Source organism: Pelagerythrobacter marinus (assembly GCF_009827515.1).
GTDB lineage: Bacteria > Pseudomonadota > Alphaproteobacteria > Sphingomonadales > Sphingomonadaceae > Pelagerythrobacter > Pelagerythrobacter marinus.
The window spans coordinates 209,864-231,821 of record NZ_WTYO01000005.1 but is presented as its reverse complement, the minus strand read 5'-3'; the positions used below and the strand labels follow the sequence as shown (position 1 = coordinate 231,821).

The window sequence follows — 21,958 nt, the reverse complement described above, 5'->3', positions numbered from 1 at the left end:
CTCCTTCTCATTCCTCTTCGTTGTCGTCCCCCCCAGCCCTCGCATACGGGACGAATTCGTCGAGAATCACCACCGGGCCCGGCACGCCGCCCAGGCGGTCGCGCAGTTCGACGCGGTCGAGGCGGCAGATCCGGGTGCCATACTGGTGGAACACCGGCAGGTCGCCGCTGGAAAGCATGCGTGCGCCGCCGGGGCGGTTGACCCAGAGCGTGTCGCCGTCGCGGAAGACGATCGCGGTCCGATCGACGATCTGCACCGCGTGGCGCTGGCTTTCATGCAGGCAGCGAACCGGCTCGCCGGCCACGCGCCCTTCGAGGATCTCGGCCAGTTGCCGTTCGCCGCGCGAAGGTTCGTCTGCCAGCGCGGGGGCGGCGAGCGCGCCGGTCGAAGCGGCCAGCAAGATGAAGAGGCTGCGCATCATGGCCGGCCTTCTATCACGTCCTGGGTGAACGCGCGATGAGCGGATGGGGGGCCGCCCGTCAGGCCGTGCCGCCGACCGTGAGCCGGTCGACCAGAACGGTGGGCTGGCCGACGCCGGCCGGCACGCCCTGCCCGCCCTTGCCGCACATGCCGACGCCTTCGTCGAGCGCGAGATCGTTGCCGATGCCCGAAACGCGCGTCAGCACGCTCGGCCCGTCGCCGACCAGGGTCGCCCCCTTGATCGGCGCGCCGATGCGCCCGTCCTCGACCAGGTAGGCCTCGGTGCAGGAGAAGACGAACTTGCCCGAGACGATGTCGACCTGCCCGCCGCCGAAGCTGGTCGCGTAGATGCCGCGCTTCATCCGCGCGAGCAATTCGCCCGGATCGTCCTGCCCTGCGCGCATGAAGGTGTTCGTCATGCGCGGCATCGGGGCGTGTTCGAAACTCTCGCGCCGGCCGTTGCCCGTCGGCTCGGCGTCCATCAGGCGGGCGTTGAGGCGATCGTGCATGTATCCTTTCAGGATGCCGTCCTCGATCAGCACGGTCTCGCGCGTGGGGGTGCCCTCGTCGTCGATCGACAGCGACCCGCGGCGGTCGCGGATCGCGCCGTCGTCCACCACGGTCACCCCCGGGGCCGCGACGCGTTCGCCGATGCGCCCGGTGAAGGCGCTGGTCCCCTTGCGGTTGAAATCGCCTTCCAGCCCGTGGCCGACCGCCTCGTGGAGGAGGACCCCGGGCCAGCCAGGGCCCAGAAGCACGGGCATTTCGCCGGCCGGCGCATCGATGCTCTCGAGGTTGACGAGCGCCTGCCGGACCGCCTCGTCCACCGCGCGGTTCCAGGCGGCGGGATCGAACAGGCGATCGTAGAGGTAGCGCCCGCCGAAGCCGAAGCTGCCGCGTTCGCGCCGCCCGTTCGCCTCGGCCACGATCCCGACGTTGAGACGCACCAGCGGGCGAACGTCGGTGGCGACGAAGCCGTCGGGGCGCACGATCTCCACCACGCTCCAGCTCGCCAGCAGGCTCGCGGTGACTTGCGACACGCGCGGGTCGCGCGCGCGGGCGGCGGCGTCGATCTGTTCGAGCAGCGCGACCTTGTCGCCGAAAGGCACGGCGTCGAGCGGGTTGTCGGCGGTGTAGAGATGCCGGTTGCTGCGCCGCGGCGGGGCGGCCGGCGCACGCGCAGCCGGGTCGAGCAACTGCAGTGTCTCGCCGGCGCGCACGATCGCGCCTTCGGCAATCTCGCTGGCATGGGCGAAGCCGGTCGTCTCGCCTGAGACGCCGCGCAGGCCGAAGCCCGAATCGCGCGCGTAGTCGGCGGTCTTCAACCGGCCGTCGTCGAAGGCGAGCGCCTCGCGCGCGGTATATTGCAGGTAGAGCTCGCCGTCGTCGCACCGGTCGAGCAGGCGCGCGGCCAGGCGCGCGGCACCTTCGGGGTCGAGTTTGCCTTCACCGTAGAGGAAGGCGTGCGGATCGGTCGGCTGGGCGGTCATGCCGCGGCATATAGGCATGGCGCGCCGGCAATGTCAGGGGGCGCCGGTCGCGTCAGGGGGCGGGCGGCTCGGCGAATAGTCTGCGCGTCAGCGGTGGCCGGGATCGCTTCCGGCCGAAATGTCTTCCAGCGCGGCCTGGTTGGCACCGTCGGCCGGGCCGCCGCGCAGCACGAACCGCCGGTCGCAATAGCCGCAATCGACGTAGCCGTGTTCGTCGATTTCCAGCCAGACGCGCGGATGGCCCAGCGCGGCGGCGCGATAGCGGTCGCCTGGGCGAATGGCGTCGGCACCGTCGCACTTGACGCGAACGTGGTCGACCAGGGTCGTTTCGGGCGGCGGAATGTCCATGCCGGCCAGATAATGCCATGCGCCCGGCTGCGCAACTGGCCCTTTACGGATCGGCTGCAGGGGGCCAATTGGACCGCCATGACCGATCCCGCCCAGTCCAGCCCGCTGCCCCCGGCCGAAACGCCGCCCGCAATCGCGATCCGCGACCTGACCAAGCGCTATGCCGGCGAGAAGGGCGAACCGGGCAAGCTCGCGCTCGACGGGGTGAGCTTCGACGTGCCGCAAGGCCAGATCTTCGGCCTGCTCGGCCCCAACGGTGCGGGCAAGTCGACGCTGATCAACATTCTCGCCGGGCTGGTCACCAAGACCGCCGGCCGGGCCGAGATCTGGGGGTTCGACATCGACCGCAGCCCCCGCAACGCCAAGCGCATGATCGGGATCGTGCCGCAGGAAATCGTCTTCGACCCGTTCTTCACCCCGTTCGAGGTGCTGGAGAACCAGGGCGGGTTCTACGGCATCGGCAAGGCCGACCGGCGCAGCGAGCAACTGCTTGCCGCGGTCCACCTGGCCGACAAGCGCGATGCCTATGCCCGGACCCTGTCCGGGGGGATGAAGCGGCGCCTGCTGATCGCCAAGGCCATGGTCCATTCGCCGCCGATCCTCGTGCTGGACGAGCCGACCGCCGGCGTGGACGTGGAACTGCGCCGCCAGCTGTGGGACCTCGTGGGCGAACTCAACGCCGAAGGGGTCACCGTCGTGCTCACCACCCATTATCTGGAGGAGGCAGAGCAGCTGTGCGACCGGATCGCGATCATCAACCACGGCAAGCTGATCGCGGACAAGCCGACGCGCGAACTGGTCGGCATGGCGCGCGAGAAGATCGTGCGCGTCACCGTCGATCGCGATCTTGCCGGGCCGCCGATGGAAGAAGGGTTCCTGAAAGCCGAGGCGATCGATCCGCGCACGCTGGAGGTGACTTACGACCGCGACGCGACCAGCGCCGGGCAGGTTCTCGCGCGGGTCCAGGCGCACGGCTACGCGATCGAGGACGTGACCACGCGCGAGGCGGACCTGGAAGACGTGTTCGTTTCGCTGACCAGCGCGCGCGGGCAATAACCGGGAGGCAACAGCGCGCGAGCGGCGCCGAAGCGCGCTAGCGGCCGGCCGCGTGGCGGAACCGGCGCGCGGCCTCCAGCGCCTGGTCCTTGGCCGATTCCTCGCAGTCGGCGTCGGCGAGAGTCTCTATCTCCGCCGCGGCGCGGCCCAGAAGGCGCTTGGCAATCGCTTCCTCGTGCTCGGCCTCGTCGCGTTCGCGCCGCAGCCGGTCTTCCTCGTTCTCTTTTCCGTTTGCCATCCCACCAGTTCCCCGCCAGTCGGGCCGGCCCCGTCCTAGCACATCGCGGCTATCTTGACCATTATATCTCCTCTCTGTTGCCCGCGCCTGCCATGTGCAAGACAGAAGCGATGAACAAATGTGACATCCTCGTGATCGGCTCGGGCGCAGCGGGCCTGACGGCGGCCCTGGCGCTGGCCGAAACGCACCGTGTCACGGTGCTGGCCAAGGGTTCGCTGACCGGCGGCAGCACGGCCTGGGCGCAGGGCGGCATCGCGGCCGTGCTCGACGCCGGCGACACGTTCGAGAACCACGTGCGCGACACGATGATCGCCGGCGCCGGTCTCAACCGCCGCGAGACGGTGGAATTCGTGATCGAGCGCGCGCCGCGTTCGATCGACCGGCTGGTGGAACTGGGCGTGCCGTTCAATACCGAGGGCGCGGACCTGCACCTGACCCGCGAAGGCGGGCATTCGCACCGGCGGATCGTCCACGTCGACGACGCGACCGGTTGGGCGGTGCAGGACGCGCTGCTGAGGGCTGCGCGCGCCCACCCCAACGTGACCCTGCTGCCCGGGCGTGCCTGCATCGACCTGATCACCGGTCGCCATGGCGAGAAGTTCTCCGGCGACGGACGGGTCTGGGGTGCCTATGCGCTCGACGAGGCGAGCGGCCGGGTGGAAGCGCACGTGGCGCGCGCGACCGTGCTCGCCGCCGGCGGGGCGGGGCGCGTCTACCAGTTCTCGACCGCGCCGCGCGGCGCGACGGGCGACGGGATCGCCATGGCCTGGCGCGCCGGGGCGCGGGTTTCAAACATGGAAATGATGCAGTTCCACCCGACCTGCCTCTACAACCTGGAGGTCAAGAATTTCCTCATCACCGAGGCCGTGCGCGGCGAGGGCGGGCACCTGCTGCACCCGGAAACGGGCCATCGCTACATGGCCGATTACGATCCCGAACGGATGGAACTGGCCCCGCGCGATATCGTCGCGCGGGCGAACGACGACCAGATCAAGCGCTATGGCCTCGATTACGTCCATCTCGACATCAGCCACCAGCCGCCCGATTTCGTGCGCCAGCATTTCCCGACGATCCACGAGAAGCTGCAGGGATTGGGGATCGACATGACGCGCGAACCGATCCCGGTCGTGCCGGCGCAGCACTATACCTGCGGCGGCGTCGTGATCGGGCTCGACGCGCGCACCGACCTGCCCGGCCTGTGGGCGGCCGGCGAATGCACCGAAAGCGGGCTGCACGGCGCCAATCGCCTCGCCTCGAACTCGCTGCTCGAGTGTTTCGTGTTCGGCGAAGCGGCCGCGCGCGACATCCTGGCCGGGTGGGACGACCTGCCGCCGCCGCCCGCGATCCGCGAGTGGGACGAGAGCCGGGTGACCGATTCGGACGAAGAAGTCGTCATCAAGCAGAACTGGACCGAGATCCGGCGCATGATGTGGAACTACGTCGGGATCGTGCGCACGACCAAGCGGCTGGAACGCGCGCGCAACCGGATCGACCTGCTGGCGCAGGAGATCGAGGACTATTACGGCTCGTTCCGGGTCACGACCGACCTGGTCGAGCTGCGCAACCTGCACCAGTGCGCCGACCTGATCGTGCGCAGCGCGCTGGCGCGGCACGAGAGCCGCGGCCTGCATTTCACCCTCGATTATCCGGAAACGGACCCGCTCGCCCGCGATACCGTGCTGGTGCCCTGACGCGGCGGCGCGCTTCGCCGGTTGATCCTTTGGCGCGAATGCGCTTCGTTGCAGATCGAAACCGGCAGGCCCCGCCCGGGGCCTCGCGCACGAGGGGGGCAGCGCGTGGCGCAGATTACCGCGAACGGCATTGCGATCGAATATGAAGACCACGGCGATCCGGCCGACCCGCCGATCCTGCTGATCATGGGGCTGGGCGCGCAGCTGACGCTCTGGCCGATCGAACTGGTGGAGGCCCTGGCCGGGCGTGGTTTCCGCGTGATCCGCTACGACAACCGCGACATCGGCCTCAGCCACAAGTTCGACGGGGTGAAGGCACCCGGCATCCTGCCGCTGATGCTGCTCGGCCGGATCGGGCTGGCGCCCCGCGTGCCGTATACGCTGAACGACATGGCCGCCGACGCGGTGGGCCTGCTCGACGCGATCGGAATCGAGCGTGCGCACATCGTCGGCGCCAGCATGGGCGGCATGATCGCGCAACATGTCGCCTTCACCTGGCCGGAGCGGGCGATCTCGCTGACGTCGATCATGTCCACCACCGGCAATCGGCGCCTGCCGCCCGCGCGCAAGGAAGCGCTCGACGTGCTGACCAGGCGGCCCGATTCGACCGACGAGGCGGTTCTCGTCGCCCACGGGATGAAGATCGCGCGCACGATCGGCAGCCCTGCCTACCCGGCGGAGGAAGAGCGGCTGCGGGCCAACGTCACCGCCGGCATTCGCCGCAGCTATTACCCCGCCGGCCTCCAGCGGCAGATCGCAGCGATCATTGCCGACGGCGACCGGCGCAAGCGGCTGCGCGGCGTGGAGGCGCCGACGCTGGTCCTGCACGGGGAAGCGGACCCCCTCGTCCCGCTGGCCGGCGGCGAGGACACGGCGGCCGCGATTCGCGGCGCGCGCCTGCGGACTTTCCCGGGCATGGGCCACGATCTCCCGCTCGAACTGGTGGAGCCGATGGCCGAAGAGATCGCGCAGCACGCCCGCGCTGCCGGCAGGGCCGGGGGCGAGGCCTGACCGGCCGCGGTCCGGGCGCCGGGGCGATGTCGCCGGCAAGGCCGCGGCGGACAGGAAATTGCGCCGCCCGATTCGATTGATTCAAAGGCCTGGCGACCCCACTTTCCGCACATATATTTTTTCACGGAATCATTTTGGGGGTTGCACTTGGGCAGAGCCAAGGAAAACCCGCGCGTCGCAGTGTGCGGCCCGGGTAAGACACCCGCTAAATGGCTGGCCTGCCGTCATTTCGCCCCTTGCGCGCGGAGTCTCTGTGATTCAGTATCTAGTGGTCAGGTCGGGTCGATGACCCACTAGATCGTGTTTTCGCGCCGTTTTCCTCCCATGGGCTGGCAGGCGGCTTGCGGGGATGCCGACGGGGGCGGGCGACAGGGCCGGACGGGGCAGATCGGGGGGACAGTTTGCCCGTTTTGCCGTGATCGATGCCGTGGCGGGGGGCCATCCGCCATGACGAAACAGGATGGAACGACGGGCGCCGCGGCCCCGTTGTTCGCAACGGCGCGAAAGTGGGTGGGCAACGATGGATTTCAGGACCGGAGACGAAGCGGCAATGGGTCTCGACCGGCAGGATGCGGGCGATCTTTCCGAAGAAACGGCGGCCGGCAGCCGGCACGAGGACCAGGCCGGGCATGAGAAGGCAGCAGTGACGATGGAACAGGCAGACAAGGGCAGCGAGCAGCTGGTGGACGCATCCGCCGGCGAGGCAGCGGTCGCCGACAAGGCGAACGCCGCGCTGGCGCAGGCCGTCGCCGCGGCTGCCGAAGCCAATGCCGAAAAGCCCGACAGCAAGAAGATCCTCGACCGGCGGTTCGACATCGTGACCGACGAATCGCGCGATGCGAACCTGACCGAGTTCGGCAAGGAAACGCTGATCGACCGCTACCTGCTGCCGGGCGAGAAGTTCCAGGACCTCTTCGCCCGCGTCGCCGATGCCTACGCCGACGATCAGGACCATGCCCAGCGCCTGTACGACTATATTTCGAAGCTGTGGTTCATGCCCGCAACGCCGGTTCTGTCGAACGGCGGCACCAACCGCGGCCTGCCGATCTCCTGCTACCTCAACAGCGTGGAGGACAGCCTGGAGGGGATCGTCGGCACCTGGAACGAGAACGTCTGGCTTGCCAGCCGGGGCGGCGGCATCGGCACGTACTGGGGCCAGGTGCGCGGCATCGGCGAACCGGTCGGCCTCAACGGCAAGACCAGCGGCATCATCCCCTTCGTGCGGGTGATGGACAGCCTGACGCTCGCGATTTCGCAGGGTTCGCTGCGGCGCGGATCGGCCGCCTGCTACATCGACATCTCGCACCCGGAAATCGAGGAGTTCCTCGAAATCCGCAAGCCGTCGGGCGATTTCAACCGCAAGGCGCTGAACCTGCACCACGGCGTGCTGCTGTCGGATGCCTTCATGGAGGCAGTGCGCGAAGGGGCCGAGTTCGATCTCGTCTCCCCGCGCGACGGGAGCGTGCGCAAGACCGTCGATGCGCGCAGCCTGTTCCAGAAGCTGGTCGAAACGCGGCTGGCGACGGGCGAGCCCTATATCGTCTTCTCCGACACCGTGAACCGCATGATGCCCAAGCATCACCGCGACCTGGGGCTGAAGGTTTCGACCTCCAACCTCTGTTCGGAAATCACCCTGCCCACCGGGCGCGACCACCTGGGCGAAGATCGCACCGCGGTCTGCTGCCTCTCCTCGCTCAACCTCGAGAAGTGGGAGGAGTGGGAAGGCGACAAGCAGTTCATCGAGGACGTGATGCGTTTCCTCGACAACGTGCTGCAGGACTATATCGATCGCGCGCCGCCCGAAATGGCGCGGGCGAAATACTCGGCCATGCGCGAACGCAGCGTCGGCATGGGCGTGATGGGCTTCCACTCCTTCCTGCAGAGCAAGAACATCGGCTTCGAAAGCCCGATGGCCAAGGTGTGGAACCTCAAGATGTTCAAGCACATCAATGCCAAGGCGAACGAGGCATCGATGATGCTGGCCAAGGAACGCGGCCCGTGCCCGGATGCGGAGGAAATGGGCGCGATGGAGCGGTTCAGCTGCAAGATGGCGATTGCGCCCACGGCCTCGATCAGCATCATCTGCGGCGGCACCAGCGCCTGCATCGAACCGATCCCGGCCAATATCTACACGCACAAGACCCTGTCCGGGTCGTTCGTGGTCAAGAACCCCTACCTGGAAAAGCTTCTGCGCGAAAAGTCGAAGGATTCCACCAACGTGTGGAACTCGATCCTCGAACGCGGCGGTTCGGTCCAGCACCTCGATTTCCTGACCCCGGAAGAGAAGGCGACCTTCAAGACCAGCTTCGAGATCGACCAGCGCTGGCTGCTCGAATTCGCGGCGGACCGCACGCCCTATATCGACCAGGCGCAGTCGCTGAACCTGTTCATCCCGGCCGACGTCGACAAGTGGGACCTGATGATGCTCCACTTCCAGGCGTGGGAGAAGGGGATCAAGTCGCTCTATTACCTCCGCTCGAAATCGGTCCAGCGCGCCGGGTTCGCCGGCGGCGTGGAAGCAGACAACACGACCGACGCCGCGAAGTACGAGCTGAGCGCCGGCGGCGAGCAGACCGACTACGAGGAATGCCTCGCCTGCCAATAGCAGGCGCGCGGTGGGAACCGCAGCACGCCCCGCATGAAAAAACCCCGGCCGCGCCGTGATGGCGGGCCGGGGCCTCGCTGTCCGCTGTCGTCGGGGAAACGCAGCGGTTGAGCGTAAGCGGGTCAGATCGCCTGAGGGGTGCCTGCCTGGGTCGCATTGGTCCCAAGGCCATCCGGAATCCGTGCGTCTTCCTTCAGGTAGATGCGGTTGTCGTCGATCTTCTCGACTTCGTCGAGCGAGAGGAAGTGATGCATGTCGTCGGCGCTGTCGGAGCGGGTCAGCTTGATCGCGTCGTCCTTGACTTCGTCGACCGTGCCGACGTGCTGGCCCTTGCAGTCGGCCACTTCCATGTGTTCCTTGATGCGCAGCTTCTCGAACATAAAATCAAATCCTTTCAATTGCTTGTCTACCCTACCAACGGGGCGGGGGCGGGGTTCGTTCCGCGTTTCGGCGCACGCCAGCCACGGCTCGCTGGCCGGCGGGCCGATCGGTCAGAGCGGGCGGTCGGCGTCGGCCCGCGCGCGCCGCGCGGGATCGGTGGAGGTTTCGCCGACCACGGTATCGCCGGCCTGGCGCTCGCCGATCGCCCCGGTGTTGAGATCGTGGACGCCGCCTTCCGGCTCGCGGCCCTCGCCGGCGCCTTCGTTCTTCGTGCCTTCGCGGGTTTCGCCCTCGCGCGGGCCGGTGCGTTCGATGCCGCCCGGTTCGTGGCCCGGCTTCAGCGTGACGTTGCGGCTGTCGTTCGGTTCGTATTCGCCCATGGGGATTCTCCTTTCCCCCGATCAACCGGGCAGGGCGGGCCAACGTTCCGGGCGGTCGCCGCAAGGACGGCCCGGCTTATCCCCGCCGAATCGCTATCGCTTGCCTTCGAAAGCGGCACGTGATTGCCTAATAAGAGTCGCCAAGCGCCAAACCGGAGACCACAAGATGTCGTTGCTCGAAGCCCGCAAGACCTACAAGCCGTTCGAATACCCGTGGGCTTACGACTTCTGGAAACGCCAGCAGCAGATCCACTGGATGCCCGAGGAAGTGCCGCTGGGCGAGGACTGCCGCGACTGGGCGCAGAAGATCTCGGAGCACGAGCGCAACCTGCTGACGCAGATCTTCCGTTTCTTCACCCAGGCCGATGTCGAGGTGCAGGATTGCTACCACGACAAGTACGGGCGCGTGTTCAAGCCGACCGAGGTCAAGATGATGCTGACCGCCTTCTCCAACATGGAGACGGTGCATATCGCGGCCTATTCGCACCTGCTCGACACGATCGGCATGCCCGAGAGCGAATATTCGGCCTTCCTCGAGTACGAGGAGATGAAGGACAAGCACGATTACCTGCAGATCTTCGGGGTCGATACGGACGAGGACATCGCCCGCACCCTGGCCGCTTTCGGCGGTTTCACCGAGGGGATGCAGCTGTTCGCCAGCTTCGCCATGCTGATGAACTTCCCGCGCTTCAACAAGATGAAGGGCATGGGCCAGATCGTCAGCTGGTCGGTGCGCGACGAGAGCCTTCACTGCGAAGGCATCATCCGCCTGTTCCACGAATTCGTGCGCGAGCGCGACTGCTATACCAAGGCGGTGAAAGAAGACATCATCGACATCTGCCAGAAGTCGGTGCGGCTGGAGGATAACTTCATCGATCTCGCGTTCGAGATGGGCCCCGTCAGCGGCATGACGGCGAAGGAGATCAAGAAGTACATCCGCTATATCGCCGACTGGCGCCTGGGCCAGCTCGGCCTCCAGCCGATCTACATGGTGGAGGACCACCCCCTGCCCTGGCTCGCGCCGCTGCTGAACGGCGTGGAGCATGCCAATTTCTTCGAAACCCGCGCGACCGAGTATTCGAAGGGCGCCACGCGCGGCAACTGGCAGGACGTGTGGTCGAGCTTCGACAAGCGGCAGAAGGCGAAGAAGGGCGAAGAGGCGAACGACCAGGGCGACGAGGGCCCCGGGCTGTTCGGCGAAGACGGCGACAGCGGCACCGTCGCGGCGGAGTAAGGCCGGCTTGTCTGCCCGGGGGCGAAGGCGGATCGCAACGGGCGCCATGCGCGCGTGGCCCCTTGCCGCCCTGCTGGCCTGCGCCAGCCCGGCGCTCGCCTGTTCGGTCGTCCCCGGTTACCGCATCCCCACAAACCTCGAACTCGTCGCCGATGCCGACCTGATCGTGCTCGGCCGGGTGGTGGCGGGCGACGAGGCGGCGCAGAAGCATCTCGGGCGCCTGCGCGTCGATCCGATCGAGACGCTCAAGGGCGCAATGCCCGGCGGGCCGATCGCCATCGAAGGCGCGCGGGCGGTCGCGGCCGGGCAAGTGGACCTGTCCAATCCCCACGAACTGGCGCATGCTCACCCGGACAGCTTCACCGGCGCCTGCATCCGCCGGAACTTCGCCCGAGGCACGACCGTGCTGTTCTTCCTCCGCCGCGGGCCCGACGGCCGCTGGCACCCCGCCGGGGGGGCGTTTTCGCGCTGGGCCGAGGATGTCCCGATCGAAGGTGCGCCCTGGCCGCGGCTGGTGCGATTCTACGCCGAGGTCGCGGCCGTGCCCGTGCACCGCCGCCGGGCCATGCTGGAGGCGGAGCGCGACCGGCTGCTCGCCGGCGCCGATGACCCCGCGAACGCCCTCCTCGCGGCGGAGATCGCGCGCCAGATCGCGCGCCAGATCGCGCGCTTGCCCGCCCCCCGCTGACCCACGCGCCCGTTTACCTGCCGGCAAGCGGCGGCCGATATGCTGCGGCCATGGCACGTTACGGGCACCTTGTCGGCTGGATACTGGCCGCTGCCGGCCTGGGCGCCATCGCGGCCCTGCAAAGCGATTCGCTCGCCGGGTTCGGCCTGCTCGATCGCTCCAAGCGCTACAATTCGGGCACCGGGCCGTGGGCGCTGGCCGATCCTTCGCTGGAGGCGGCAAGGGCAACCGAGAACCAGGCCTATTACCCCGATTGCCGTGCCGCGCGCGCAGCGGGTGCGGCGCCTATCGGCATTGGCGAGCCCGGCTACCGGCCGGCGCTGGACGGCGATAGCCACGGCGTGGCGTGCGAGCCCTATCCCCGCCGCCGGTGGTAATGGCCTAGCACCAGGCGATGCGCGCGCCGCCCCAGCGTTCCGCCAGCCCTTCGGCCACCAGCCTCTCCCCCAGGCTCACGCCGCCACGGCGAACCTCGCGCAGTGTTCGGCCGAAGCGATCGGTGTCGCGGCCGACCCGTTCGAGCGAGAAGGCCCCCTGGTTCAGCAGTGCCGTGAGGCGCCGGGTCGCCCGTTCGCCCAGCTGCGCCTCGCGCCGGCAGCCGGGATCGGCGATTTCGGGCGCGTCGATATCGGCCACGCGGATCTTCGTGCCGCGATACCAGAACGTGTCGCCATCGACGACGCAGGTTTCGCGCACCGGGCCGGAACAGCGCGCGAAGCGGGCCTGCAAGGTGTCTTCCGCGCCAGCCGACGGCGCGGGACCGGGCGACGCACCGCCCGATGCCCCGATGGCCGGCTGGTCCGCCTCCAGCCGGGCCGGGGTACCGGGCCAGCGCTGCCGGATCAGCGTTTCGCGATCGGGCGCGTCGGCGATCTCGACCGGCTCCGGTCCCGAACCGATCGGCGCGCGCGGCGCATCGCCTCGCCAGAAGAAGACGGCGAGAAAGGTGACCAGGAAGCAAGCCGCCAGGACGCCGGCGAATTTCCACCCCGGCCCGCCGCCCGGGCGGCGATGATCCGAATAACGACGTCGCCCGGCCACGTGCCCCCCATCCCCTGGCTTGCCTGTCCCCGGTGTAAGGCGACCGGGGCCGACTCGGCAAGCGGCGCGATTGCGGCTAAGCGGCGCGGCGATGACGGCACTCGACACCTTGCAGCGCGACCTCGACACGCTCGAACGGAGCGGGCGCCGGCGGGCTCTCGTGCCGGTGCAGGGGCGCGATTTCGCGTCCAACGACTACCTCGGCCTCGCCGGCAGCACTCGCCTGCGCGAGGCCGTGGCCGAGGCCCTGGCGCGCGGCGTCCCGGTCGGTTCGGGCGGATCGCGGCTGCTGCGCGGCAATGCGCCGGAGCACGAGCGGCTGGAGGACGAAGCCGCGCGATTCTTCGGCAGCGAGGGCGCGGTCTTTCTCGGCTCCGGCTATTGCGCCAATGCCCTGCTCTTCTCCACCCTGCCGCAGCGCGGCGACCTGATCGTTCACGACGAGCTGGTCCATGCCAGCGCGCACGAGGGGATTCGCCTCGCCCGCGCGGACGCGGTGGGTTTCGCGCACAACGACCCCCAGGCCGCGGCCGAGGCGATCGCGCGCTGGCGACAGGCGGGCGGGCGCGGGACCGCGTGGATCGCGGTCGAGAGCCTCTACAGCATGGACGGCGACCGCGCGCCGCTGGCCGACTTCGCCGATCTCGCCGAGCGCACCGGGGCGATGCTGCTGGTGGACGAGGCCCATGCCACCGGCGTTTTCGGCCGCGACGGGCGCGGCCTGGCAGGCCGGCTGGACGGGGCGGAGAACGTGATCACGCTCAAGACCTGCGGCAAGGCCCTGGGCTGCGAGGGCGCGCTGCTCCTCGGCCCCGCACCGATGCGCGAGTTCATCGTCAACCGCGGGCGGCAGTTCATCTTCTCGACCGCGCCTTCGCCGCTGATGGCCGCGGCCGTGCGCGAGAGCCTGCGGATCCTGCGCGACGAACCCTGGCGGCGCGAGCGGCTGCATGCCCTGGTCGGCCGGGCGCAGGCCGCGCTCGCAGGGCTGGGCCTGGAGACGAGCGATAGCCCGATCCAGCGGGTCGTCCTCGGCGACGACCGGAAGACGATGGCCGCGGCCGCCGCGCTGCAGGATCGCGGCTTCGACGTGCGCGGAATCCGGCCCCCCACCGTCCCTGTCGGGACCGCGCGCCTGCGCATATCCCTGACGCTCAACGTGACCGAAAGGGATGTCGACGCGCTTGTCGGCGCCCTGGAGGAAATCCTGTGAAGCGACCCGTGATCGTTACCGGAACCGATACCGATATCGGCAAGACCGTGTTTGCCGCCGGGCTCGCCGCGGCGCTCGGCGCGCACTACTGGAAACCGGTCCAGGCAGGGACCGAAGGCGGCGGCGATGCGCACCGCGTGGCGGCGCTGGGCGTGCCGGAAAGCCGGATCCTGCCCGAAGCCTATCGCCTGGACACCCCCTGTTCCCCGCACCGCGCGGCCGAGCTGGAGGGGATCGAGATCGCGGTCGAGCGGCTGGAAGTGCCCCGGGTGGAAGGGCCGCTGGTGATCGAGGGTGCCGGCGGCGCGCTGGTGCCGGTCACGCGGCAGGTGCTCTACGCCGATCTCTTCGCGCGCTGGGCATATCCGGTGGTGGTCGTCGCGAGCACGCGGCTGGGGACGATCAATCACAGCCTGATGACGCTGGAGGCGCTGCGCGCCCGCCAGGTCGGCGTGCTGGGGATCGCCTTCGTTGGCGAGGCCAACGACGACAGCGAGCGGACGATCTGCGAGATCGGCGGGGTTCGCCGGCTCGGCCGCCTGCCGTGGCTGGAGCCGCTCTCCGCCGAGAGCCTGGCGCAGGCCTTCCGCGACAATTTCGAGCTGAGGGACTTCGCATGAGCGGATCGCCGATCTGGCATCCCTTCACCCAGCACGGGCTGGGCGAGCCGATCCCGCAGGTGGAGCGCGCGGAAGGCGCGATCCTCGTCACGGCCGACGGGCGGCGCGTGATCGACGCGATATCGTCGTGGTGGGTGACGACCCACGGCCATGCCCATCCGCGCATCGCCGCGGCCATTGCGCGCCAGGCGGAGCGGCTGGACCAGATCATCTTCGCCGGCTGGACCCACGAACCGGCAGAGGAGGTCGCGGCCGGCCTGCGCGCGATCATGCCCGGCAACCTCACCCGCGTGTTCTTCTCCGATTCGGGATCGACCAGCGTCGAGGTCGCGCTGAAGATGGCGCTGGGATACTGGCTGCACCGCGGGGAACCGCGCCACCGCATCCTGGTGCTTGAGCACGGCTATCACGGCGACACGATCGGGGCGATGTCGGTCGGCGCGCGCGGGGCCTTCAACCGGGCTTACGAACCCCTGCTGTTCGACGTCGAGACGATCCCGTTCCCGCACGATGCCGCGGCCCGGGCGACGCTTGATGCGCTGGAGCGCGCCTGCCGCCAAGGCGCGGCGGCCTTCATCGTCGAACCGCTGGTGCTGGGGGCCGGGGGAATGCTGACCTACCGGCCCGCCGTCCTGCGCGAAATGCACGCGATCTGCGCCCGCCATGGCGTCCTGTTCATCGCCGACGAGGTGATGACCGGCTGGGGGCGGACGGGGACCTTGCTCGCCTGCGAGCAGGCCGATATCGCGCCCGACATCCTGTGCCTTTCCAAGGGGTTGACCGGCGGCGCGATCCCGCTGGCAGTGACGATGGCGAGCGAGCCGATCTTCGCCGCGCACTACGCCCCGGACCGCGCGCGGATGTTCTTCCATTCCTCCAGCTATACCGCCAACCCGATCGCCTGCGCGGCGGCGGCGGCGAACCTCGCGATCTGGCGCGAGGAGCCGGTGCGCGAGCGGATCGCCGACCTGTGCCGCCGGCAGGGCGAGGCACTGGCCGCGCTGGCCGATCATCCGCGGGCCACCGCGCTGCGCCAGGTGGGCACGATCGCCGCGCTCGATGTCGGCGCGGCGGAAGGCTACCTGTCGGATCTCGCGCCGCGGCTCCTGCGGTTCTTCGCGGAGAACGACGTTCTCCTGCGGCCGCTGGGCAACACGGTCTATGTCATGCCGCCTTATTGTATCGGCGACGACGAGCTGCAGCGCGTCTATCGCGTCATCGCGCGCGCACTCGACGAGGTCTGACGGGGCGATCCACGGCCGGGCGATCGCCGCCGGCGATCCGGTTGGCAGGGATTACTGGCCGGCGACGATCCGGGCGTCGAGTTCGCCGAGCCCGGCGAAGCGCGCGGTCACGCGGTCGCCGGGCGCGACTTCGTGCACCCCGGTCACCGCGCCGCTGGAGATCCACCATCCGGCCTGCGGCGCGATCGAGCGGCGCGCGAGATTGGCGAGGAGGAAACGCGCGGCGCCGAACGGCCCGTCGAGCATCGTCGCCGTGGTCGCCCGGCCGACGGTTTCGCCGTTCACGTCCAGCGCGACCTCGATCGAGGCAAGGTCTTCCCAAGCCTCGCGCGCGACAGGGGCGCCGAGCACCAGCCCGGCATTGTTGCCGTGGTCCGACACGGTGACGCAGGGGCCGTCGCTGTTGATCGCGGGATAGGGCGAGGATGCGATTTCCATGCCGATCCGCACTTCGTCGATCCAGGCCATGGCCTCCTCGTTCGTCTGCGGCGGCGGTGCATCGGGGGCGGGGGGCGCGAGGCGGAGCATGAACTCCGCCTCCGCCGCGGCAAACCCGCCGGCGAACACCGGCATCGCAGCCGGCGCGTCGCCGCCCTCGACGATCGTATCGGCCAGGATCGGGCCGGCGAGGCGGTTGGCGCCGAGCACGCCATCGTCGGGTGGGTTGATCTTGCCGACTTTCCAGCCGCCGACGGGGCGGTCCCACAGGGACAGGGCGGCATCCTGCACGGCATAGGCCTCTTCGAGCGAGGCAGGCGCGGTCCCGCCTGGATAGGCGTCCAATGCGCGGCCCGAACGCCGGGCGTTTACAAATACTTCGGCAACTTCACGCGCGGCGACACCCAAGACGGAACCCTCCCCGAAACTGCATCACGGCCCCCGTTACTGGTCTATTAGGAAACCGGTGTCAAAACTTTTGTGGTACGGGGCCCTTTGGTGGCATCGAAACTTAATCTAAGAGGCCGGGGTGCCCCGGCGGGTGGGAGTTGGAGTGGATGGACAAGTCGGACAAGCAACCGACGATCAACGATGTCGCGCGCGTCGCGGGGGTCTCGAAGAAGACGGTGAGCCGGGTGATCAATCGCTCGCCCCTGCTCAAGATGGATACCCGCGAGAAGGTCGAGGCGGTGATCGCCCAACTGGGCTACGTGCCCAATCCGCAGGCCCGGGCGCTGGCCCTGCGGCGCAATTTCCTGCTCGGCCTGCTGCACGACAACCCGAATGCCCAGACGGTGCTCAACTTCCAGGAAGGGGTGCTCGACGCGATCCGCGAGACCGAGTTCGCGCTGGTCGTGCGGCCGGTCGATCGCCATTCGCCCGAGATGCTGGACGACATTCGCAACTTCCTCGAACTCCAGCGCCTCTACGGCGTGCTGATCCTGCCGCCGATTTCGGAAGACGACGAGCTGGCCGCGCTGTGCCGCGAAATGGGCTGCGGCTATGTCCGCATGGGTTCGGCCGCGCTCGACGAGGCGGAGCACCTGGTCCAGTCGAACGACCGCGAGATGGTCGCCGGCGTGGTCGATTACCTGGTAGGGCAGGGCCATCGCCGGATCGGGCTGATCGAGGGGCCGGCCGGCTTCCGCTCCGCTTTCGAACGGCGCGAGGGCTTTCTCTCGGCCATGCGCCGGCACGGCCTGGCGGTGCCGGACGAGGCGATCGTGCCGGGCAACTACCGGTTCGGTTCGGGTGTCGAGGGTGCCGACCGCCTGTTGCGGGCGGAGCCGCGGATCACCGCGCTTTTCGCGAGCAACGACGAGATGGCGGCGGGGGCCTATCACGCCGCCCGGGAGCGGGGGGTGGACGTGCCGCGCGACCTCTCGATCGTCGGCTTCGACGATTCGCCGATCGCGGCCCATATCTGGCCCCCGATGACGACGGTCGGCTGGCCGATCCGCGAAATGGGCAAGGCCGCCGCGCTCAAGCTGGTCTCCCCCGACCTCGCCGAGGCCCGCCCCTCGTGCTTCCCCGCGCGGCTCGTCACCCGCGCATCGGTCGCCCCGCCCGCTTCGGAAATCTGATCGGCCCGGTTGAAATCACCCCCGCTTTGCGGGTAGAAGCCTTTTTTGACACCGGTTTCCTAAGTCGACTCGAGCGTTCGGCTCGACTTCGACGCAAGAGGCCGGACACCGGAAGATTTCGCACCAGGAGCCCGACCGCGGGCAGGGAGAACCCATGAAGATCGCTCTGATCACCGAGAATAGCCAGGCCGCCAAGAACGGCATCATCCACGAGGCGCTGACGACCGTTGCCGAACCGTTCGGGCACGAGGTCTTCAACTACGGGATGTACACGGCGGAGGATTCGGCCTCGCTGACTTACGTGATGAACGGCCTGCTGGCCGGCATCCTGCTCAATTCGAAGGCGGCCGATTTCGTGGTCACCGGCTGCGGCACGGGCATGGGCTCGATGCTGGCGTGCAATTCGATGCCGGGCGTCTTCTGCGGGCTGGTGATCGACCCGACCGACGCCTTCCTGTTCAACCAGATCAACGCCGGCAACGCGATCTCGATGCCCTATGCCAAGGGCTTTGGCTGGGCGGCCGAACTGAACCTGCAGGACTGCTATCGCAAGCTGTTCGAGAACGAGGCCGGCGCCGGCTACCCGCGCGAACGGGCCGAGGTCATGCGCAAGAACCGCGGCATCCTGTCCGATCTGAAGGACGCGTCGTGCCACGACATGCTGACCGTGCTGAAGAACGTCGATCAGGACCTGCTGCGCGCGGCGATCGCGGGCGAGCGGTTCGCGGAGTATTTCTACGCCAATTCGCAGGACGAGGCGATCAGCGACTACCTGCGCAACCTTTGACGTTTCGGGCCGCGGGCCCTTCGGGAATCGCACGATCCGGGCCAACAGGTCGAACCGCCGGAGCCCGGGCCGGCCGCCGCGCGGGATGGCGTGGCCGCCGGACGCTGCTAGGAAAGGGAGAGTTATGGGAGCCAACCCCTTCGATCTCACGGGGCGCACCGCCGTCGTGACGGGCGCCAATACCGGCATCGGCCAGGGCATTGCCCTGGCCCTGGCGGAGGCGGGCGCCGATATCGCTGCCGTCGGCCGCAGCCGGGCCGACGAGACCGCGGAAAAGGTCCGCGCGCTCGGCCGCCGGTGCGAGCTGGTTTCGGCCGACCTGTCGTCGATCGAACCGGTGGCCGATGTCGTCGATACCGTGGTCGACAAGCTCGGCCGGCTCGACATCCTGGTCAACAACGCAGGGATCATCCGCCGGGAAGACGCGCTGCAGTTCTCCGAAGAGGACTGGGACGCGGTCATGGACACGAACCTGAAGTCGCTGTTCTTCCTCTGCCAGGCGGCCGCGCGGCACATGACGCAGTGGGCTGCGCAGGAGGGCGCGCGCGGCAAGATCGTCAACATCGCCTCGATGCTGACGTTCCAGGGCGGCATCCGGGTCCCCAGCTATACCGCCAGCAAGTCGGGCGTCGGCGGGCTGACCAAGCTGCTGGCCAACGAATGGGCGCCGCTGGGCATCAACGTCAATGCGATCGCGCCCGGCTATATCGCGACCAACAACACCGCCGCATTGCAGGCCGACGAGACGCGCAATCGCCAGATCCTGGAACGCATTCCCGAGCAGCGCTGGGGCGATCCGGCGGATATCGGCGGCGCCGCGGTCTTCCTCGCCAGCCGCGCCGCGGACTATGTCCAGGGCCATATCCTCGCGGTGGACGGCGGCTGGCTGGCACGGTGAGCGGGCCTGTGACGGCACCGGTCGTCTGTTTCGGCGAAATGCTCGTCCGCCTGTCGCCGCCGGCCGGATTGCCGCTGGCGCGCGCGAACGCGCTCGACGTGGCGGTCGGCGGGGCCGAAGCCAATGTCGCCGCGGCGCTGGCCAGCCTCGGCCAGGCAGCGCGAATGCTCACGGTCGTGCCCGACAATCCGCTCGGCCGGATGGCACGGTCCACCCTGGCGGCGGCCGGGGTGGACATCGCGGCGATGGCGACCGGCCCCGGCCGCATGGGCCTCTATTTCCTCGAACCGCCCGCCGGGCCGGTGGCCGGCCGGGTGACGTACGACCGCGGCGGCAGCGCCTTTGCCGAAGCGCGGCCGGACGACCTCGATTTCGCCGGTGCCCTTGGCGGCGCCGGCCTGCTGCACATGTCCGGCATCACCCCTGCTCTCGGCCCCCGCGGGGTCGAGCTTGCCCGGGCGGCCCAGGCCGCGGCCCGCGCGGCGGGCGTGCCGATCTGTTTCGACGGCAACTATCGCGCCAACTTGTGGGAGGCGTGGGATTCGAACCCGCGCGAGATCCTGCGCGAAATGGTGGGCGCGGCGCGGGTGCTGATCGGGAACCACCGGGACATTTCGCTGCTGCTCGGAGAAACCTTTTCCGGCGAAGGGCCCGACCGGCGGCGCGAGGCGGCCGAAGCGGCCTTTGCCGCGTTCCCTTCGCTGGAGCTGATCGCCTCGACCGCGCGCCATGTCGAAACGGGGCAGGTCCACCGGCTCGCGGCCCGGGTCGACCGGCGCCACGATCACTGGCAGACCGAAGAGGTGCGGATCGAGGGCGTGATCGATCGCATCGGAACGGGCGACGCCTTCGCCGCCGGCCTCATCCTGCGTTATCTGGACGGGGCCACGGCGCAGGACATGGCCAGGTCGGCGCTCGCGATGGCGGTGATGAAGCATGGCTTCACCGGCGACATGATCCTCGCCACCCGGACAGAACTCGATGCCTTCGATGCCGGCGGCGGCGATGTCCGGCGCTAGGATCGACCGGCGCGCGTTCGTCGTCGCGGGCATGGCGGCGGGAGCCGGTGCCGCGGCCGCGCCGGCCTGGGCCGCGCGTTCGCCCGCGCGCCCGCAGGCCGGGCCCTATCGCGGACTGCGCACGGGCACCGTCGCGGCTTTCCTCGGCATCCGGTATGCGCGTGCCAGCCGCTTCGCGGCACCCCGGCCGGTGCCCGCGCCGACCGGCCCGGTCGATGCCACCGGGTTCGGCCCGATCGCCCCGCAACTGGGGCTGCAGGATCATTCCCAGAGCGAGGATTGCCTGTTCCTCAACGTCTGGACGCCCGACGCGAACCCGCGCGCGCGGCGGCCGGTCATGGTCTATTTCCACGGTGGGGCCTATACCTCGGGAACAGTCACCGACCCGCTGACCCACGGGCACCGCCTGGCCGAACAAGGCGATGTCGTCGTCGTGACGGTGAACCAGCGGCTGAACGTGTTCGGTTACGGCTGGTTCTCGCCCTGGGGCGACCGGTTCGCCGACAGCGGCAACCTGGGCCAGCTCGACCTGGTCCAGGCGCTCGAATGGGTGCGCGCGAATATCGATGCGTTCGGGGGCGATCCCGCGCGGGTCATGGCATTCGGGCAGTCGGGTGGCGGCGCCAAGATCGCGACCCTCATGGCCATGCCCGCCGCCGACGGCCTTTTCCATGCAGCCGCGACGATGAGCGGCCAGCAGGTAACGGCCAGCGGCCCTGCCAATGCGCGGGAGCGCACGCGCGCGTTCCTGGGCGAGATCGGCGTGCGCGAAGGGGACATGGAGACACTGCTTTCCCTGCCGGCGGAACGGCTGGTGGAAGGCCTCGCGGCGCGCGATCCGATCCTGGGCGGCCGGGTCTATTTCGGGCCGGTGCTCGACATGACCAACCTGCCGCGCCACCCCTTCTGGCCCGACGCAGCCCCCCGGTCGCTGCACGTGCCGATGATCCTCGGCAACACGCGCGACGAGACACGGGCGTTCATCGACCCGCGCGGCCCGGTGCTCACCGGCCTCGACTGGTCGAACATCGCCGAACGGCTGGCACCCCAGATCCGTATCGACCTCGACCCGCGCTGGGTCGTCGCCCGGTATCGCGCGCGCTACCCGGACTGGTCGCCCGCGCGCCTGTTCTATGCCGCCACGACCGCGGGCCGGAGCTGGCCGGGCCAGGTGATAGAGGCCGACGCCCGCGCCCGCGCCCGCGCCGGCGCGCAGGCGACCTGGGTTTACCAGCTCGATCGGCCGTCACCGGTCGATCCGCTGCGCGGGGCGGCTCATACCGACGACATTCCCTATGTCTTCGGGACGCTGGACGCGCCCGGCAGCTATTCGGGCACGGGGGGCGGCGCGGCCGAGACGAGCGCGGCGATGATCGCGGCGTTCACCGGCCTTGCGCGGACGGGGCGGCCGGGCCTGGCGCACTGGGATGCCTACCGCCTGCCCGAGCGCGCCACGCTGGTGATCGGCGACGGGTCCACGGCGATGGTCGCCGATCCGCGCCGCTGGGAGCGCGAGCTCTGGGCGACGGCTCCCTATATCCAGCCCGGGAGCTGAGCCGGCGGGCGCTGTGCC

Annotated in this window: 23 protein-coding genes; 15 read left to right on the top strand and 8 right to left on the bottom strand. The window is 69.2% G+C overall.

From position 1 onward, the window contains the following. Positions 1–7 precede the first annotated feature (7 nt). The 3 genes from GRI72_RS12110 to GRI72_RS12100 all read right to left on the bottom strand — a co-directional run bounded on the left by GRI72_RS12110 (position 8) and on the right by GRI72_RS12100 (position 2,258). The gene (locus GRI72_RS12110; RefSeq protein WP_160734175.1) at positions 8–421 is read right to left on the bottom strand and encodes a hypothetical protein; all 414 of its coding nucleotides are present in this window, start codon (positions 419–421) and stop codon (positions 8–10) included. Between the two features lie 58 nt (positions 422–479). Next, complete coding sequence (gene tldD / locus GRI72_RS12105; protein WP_160734174.1) at positions 480–1,910, bottom strand: metalloprotease TldD; 1,431 nt, start codon at positions 1,908–1,910, stop codon at positions 480–482. Between the two features lie 87 nt (positions 1,911–1,997). Then, positions 1,998–2,258 carry a zinc-finger domain-containing protein gene (locus GRI72_RS12100; protein ID WP_160734173.1) on the bottom strand — a complete coding sequence of 87 codons (261 nt, stop codon included), beginning with the start codon at positions 2,256–2,258 and terminating at the stop codon, positions 1,998–2,000. A 78-nt stretch (positions 2,259–2,336) separates the two neighbouring features. On the opposite strand from GRI72_RS12100, the gene GRI72_RS12095 reads away from it, so the two are divergent. Next, positions 2,337–3,314 carry an ABC transporter ATP-binding protein gene (locus GRI72_RS12095; RefSeq protein WP_160734172.1) on the top strand — a complete coding sequence of 326 codons (978 nt, stop codon included), beginning with the start codon at positions 2,337–2,339 and terminating at the stop codon, positions 3,312–3,314. A gap of 37 nt (positions 3,315–3,351) precedes the next feature. Here the strand turns inward: GRI72_RS12095 and GRI72_RS12090 are convergent, their stop codons facing one another. Then, positions 3,352–3,552 carry a hypothetical protein gene (locus GRI72_RS12090; RefSeq protein ID WP_160734171.1) on the bottom strand — a complete coding sequence of 67 codons (201 nt, stop codon included), beginning with the start codon at positions 3,550–3,552 and terminating at the stop codon, positions 3,352–3,354. Positions 3,553–3,662: 110 nt separating this feature from the next. Here GRI72_RS12090 and nadB point away from each other — a divergent pair, with 110 nt between their 5' ends. From nadB to GRI72_RS12075, 3 genes are all read left to right on the top strand, one after another. Continuing rightward, positions 3,663–5,243: an L-aspartate oxidase gene (gene nadB / locus GRI72_RS12085; protein ID WP_160734170.1), complete on the top strand. Its 1,581-nt coding sequence runs from the start codon at positions 3,663–3,665 to the stop codon at positions 5,241–5,243. Positions 5,244–5,348: 105 nt separating this feature from the next. Then, positions 5,349–6,254, top strand: coding sequence for an alpha/beta fold hydrolase (locus tag GRI72_RS12080; protein ID WP_160734169.1), 906 nt, complete (start codon positions 5,349–5,351; stop codon positions 6,252–6,254). A gap of 649 nt (positions 6,255–6,903) precedes the next feature. Then, on the top strand, positions 6,904–8,859 hold the full coding sequence (locus GRI72_RS12075) for a ribonucleoside-diphosphate reductase subunit alpha (protein ID WP_407675123.1): 1,956 nt from the start codon (positions 6,904–6,906) through the stop codon (positions 8,857–8,859). Positions 8,860–8,981: 122 nt separating this feature from the next. On the opposite strand, the gene GRI72_RS12070 is transcribed toward GRI72_RS12075, so the two are convergent. Both GRI72_RS12070 and GRI72_RS12065 read right to left on the bottom strand, forming a co-directional pair. After that, positions 8,982–9,239 (bottom strand): DUF2171 domain-containing protein, encoded by a 258-nt coding sequence (locus GRI72_RS12070; RefSeq protein ID WP_160734168.1) that lies wholly within the window; start codon positions 9,237–9,239, stop codon positions 8,982–8,984. Positions 9,240–9,350: 111 nt separating this feature from the next. Beyond that, the gene (locus GRI72_RS12065) at positions 9,351–9,620 is read right to left on the bottom strand and encodes a hypothetical protein (RefSeq protein WP_160734167.1); all 270 of its coding nucleotides are present in this window, start codon (positions 9,618–9,620) and stop codon (positions 9,351–9,353) included. 166 nt (positions 9,621–9,786) lie between these two features. On the opposite strand from GRI72_RS12065, the gene GRI72_RS12060 reads away from it, so the two are divergent. Genes GRI72_RS12060 through GRI72_RS12050 form a run of 3 tightly spaced genes read left to right on the top strand, consistent with a single transcriptional unit; the run spans position 9,787 to position 11,919 of the window. After that, entirely contained in the window at positions 9,787–10,854 is a 1,068-nt protein-coding gene (locus GRI72_RS12060; RefSeq protein ID WP_160734166.1) for a ribonucleotide-diphosphate reductase subunit beta, read from the top strand. 46 nt (positions 10,855–10,900) lie between these two features. Continuing rightward, entirely contained in the window at positions 10,901–11,542 is a 642-nt protein-coding gene (locus GRI72_RS12055) for a hypothetical protein (RefSeq protein WP_160734165.1), read from the top strand. A gap of 50 nt (positions 11,543–11,592) precedes the next feature. Then, positions 11,593–11,919 (top strand): excalibur calcium-binding domain-containing protein, encoded by a 327-nt coding sequence (locus tag GRI72_RS12050; protein WP_160734164.1) that lies wholly within the window; start codon positions 11,593–11,595, stop codon positions 11,917–11,919. Between the two features lie 4 nt (positions 11,920–11,923). Here the strand turns inward: GRI72_RS12050 and GRI72_RS12045 are convergent, their stop codons facing one another. Then, on the bottom strand, positions 11,924–12,583 hold the full coding sequence (locus tag GRI72_RS12045) for a thermonuclease family protein (protein WP_337191188.1): 660 nt from the start codon (positions 12,581–12,583) through the stop codon (positions 11,924–11,926). Between the two features lie 91 nt (positions 12,584–12,674). Here GRI72_RS12045 and GRI72_RS12040 point away from each other — a divergent pair, with 91 nt between their 5' ends. The 3 genes from GRI72_RS12040 to GRI72_RS12030 are packed head-to-tail and all read left to right on the top strand — an operon-like array spanning position 12,675 to position 15,660. Continuing rightward, positions 12,675–13,796 (top strand): 8-amino-7-oxononanoate synthase, encoded by a 1,122-nt coding sequence (locus tag GRI72_RS12040; RefSeq protein ID WP_160734163.1) that lies wholly within the window; start codon positions 12,675–12,677, stop codon positions 13,794–13,796. Positions 13,797–13,804: 8 nt separating this feature from the next. Then, the gene (bioD, locus tag GRI72_RS12035; protein ID WP_337191187.1) at positions 13,805–14,416 is read left to right on the top strand and encodes a dethiobiotin synthase; all 612 of its coding nucleotides are present in this window, start codon (positions 13,805–13,807) and stop codon (positions 14,414–14,416) included. Continuing rightward, the gene (locus tag GRI72_RS12030) at positions 14,413–15,660 is read left to right on the top strand and encodes an adenosylmethionine--8-amino-7-oxononanoate transaminase (protein ID WP_160734161.1); all 1,248 of its coding nucleotides are present in this window, start codon (positions 14,413–14,415) and stop codon (positions 15,658–15,660) included. The genes bioD and GRI72_RS12030 overlap by 4 nt, the downstream gene beginning before the upstream one ends. A gap of 51 nt (positions 15,661–15,711) precedes the next feature. Here the strand turns inward: GRI72_RS12030 and GRI72_RS12025 are convergent, their stop codons facing one another. Beyond that, the gene (locus tag GRI72_RS12025) at positions 15,712–16,443 is read right to left on the bottom strand and encodes a 2-keto-4-pentenoate hydratase (protein ID WP_237487126.1); all 732 of its coding nucleotides are present in this window, start codon (positions 16,441–16,443) and stop codon (positions 15,712–15,714) included. Positions 16,444–16,655: 212 nt separating this feature from the next. Between GRI72_RS12025 and GRI72_RS12020 the strand changes: the two genes are divergently transcribed. The 5 genes from GRI72_RS12020 to GRI72_RS12000 all read left to right on the top strand — a co-directional run bounded on the left by GRI72_RS12020 (position 16,656) and on the right by GRI72_RS12000 (position 21,940). Next, the gene (locus GRI72_RS12020) at positions 16,656–17,681 is read left to right on the top strand and encodes a LacI family DNA-binding transcriptional regulator (RefSeq protein WP_160734159.1); all 1,026 of its coding nucleotides are present in this window, start codon (positions 16,656–16,658) and stop codon (positions 17,679–17,681) included. Positions 17,682–17,835: 154 nt separating this feature from the next. After that, positions 17,836–18,468 carry an RpiB/LacA/LacB family sugar-phosphate isomerase gene (locus GRI72_RS12015; RefSeq protein WP_160734158.1) on the top strand — a complete coding sequence of 211 codons (633 nt, stop codon included), beginning with the start codon at positions 17,836–17,838 and terminating at the stop codon, positions 18,466–18,468. Between the two features lie 124 nt (positions 18,469–18,592). Next, positions 18,593–19,366: a 2-dehydro-3-deoxy-D-gluconate 5-dehydrogenase KduD gene (gene kduD / locus GRI72_RS12010; protein WP_160734157.1), complete on the top strand. Its 774-nt coding sequence runs from the start codon at positions 18,593–18,595 to the stop codon at positions 19,364–19,366. 8 nt (positions 19,367–19,374) lie between these two features. Then, positions 19,375–20,385 carry a PfkB family carbohydrate kinase gene (locus GRI72_RS12005; protein WP_160734156.1) on the top strand — a complete coding sequence of 337 codons (1,011 nt, stop codon included), beginning with the start codon at positions 19,375–19,377 and terminating at the stop codon, positions 20,383–20,385. After that, positions 20,372–21,940, top strand: coding sequence for a carboxylesterase/lipase family protein (locus tag GRI72_RS12000; protein WP_160734155.1), 1,569 nt, complete (start codon positions 20,372–20,374; stop codon positions 21,938–21,940). Before GRI72_RS12005 ends, GRI72_RS12000 begins: the two co-directional genes overlap by 14 nt. Positions 21,941–21,958 lie beyond the last annotated feature (18 nt).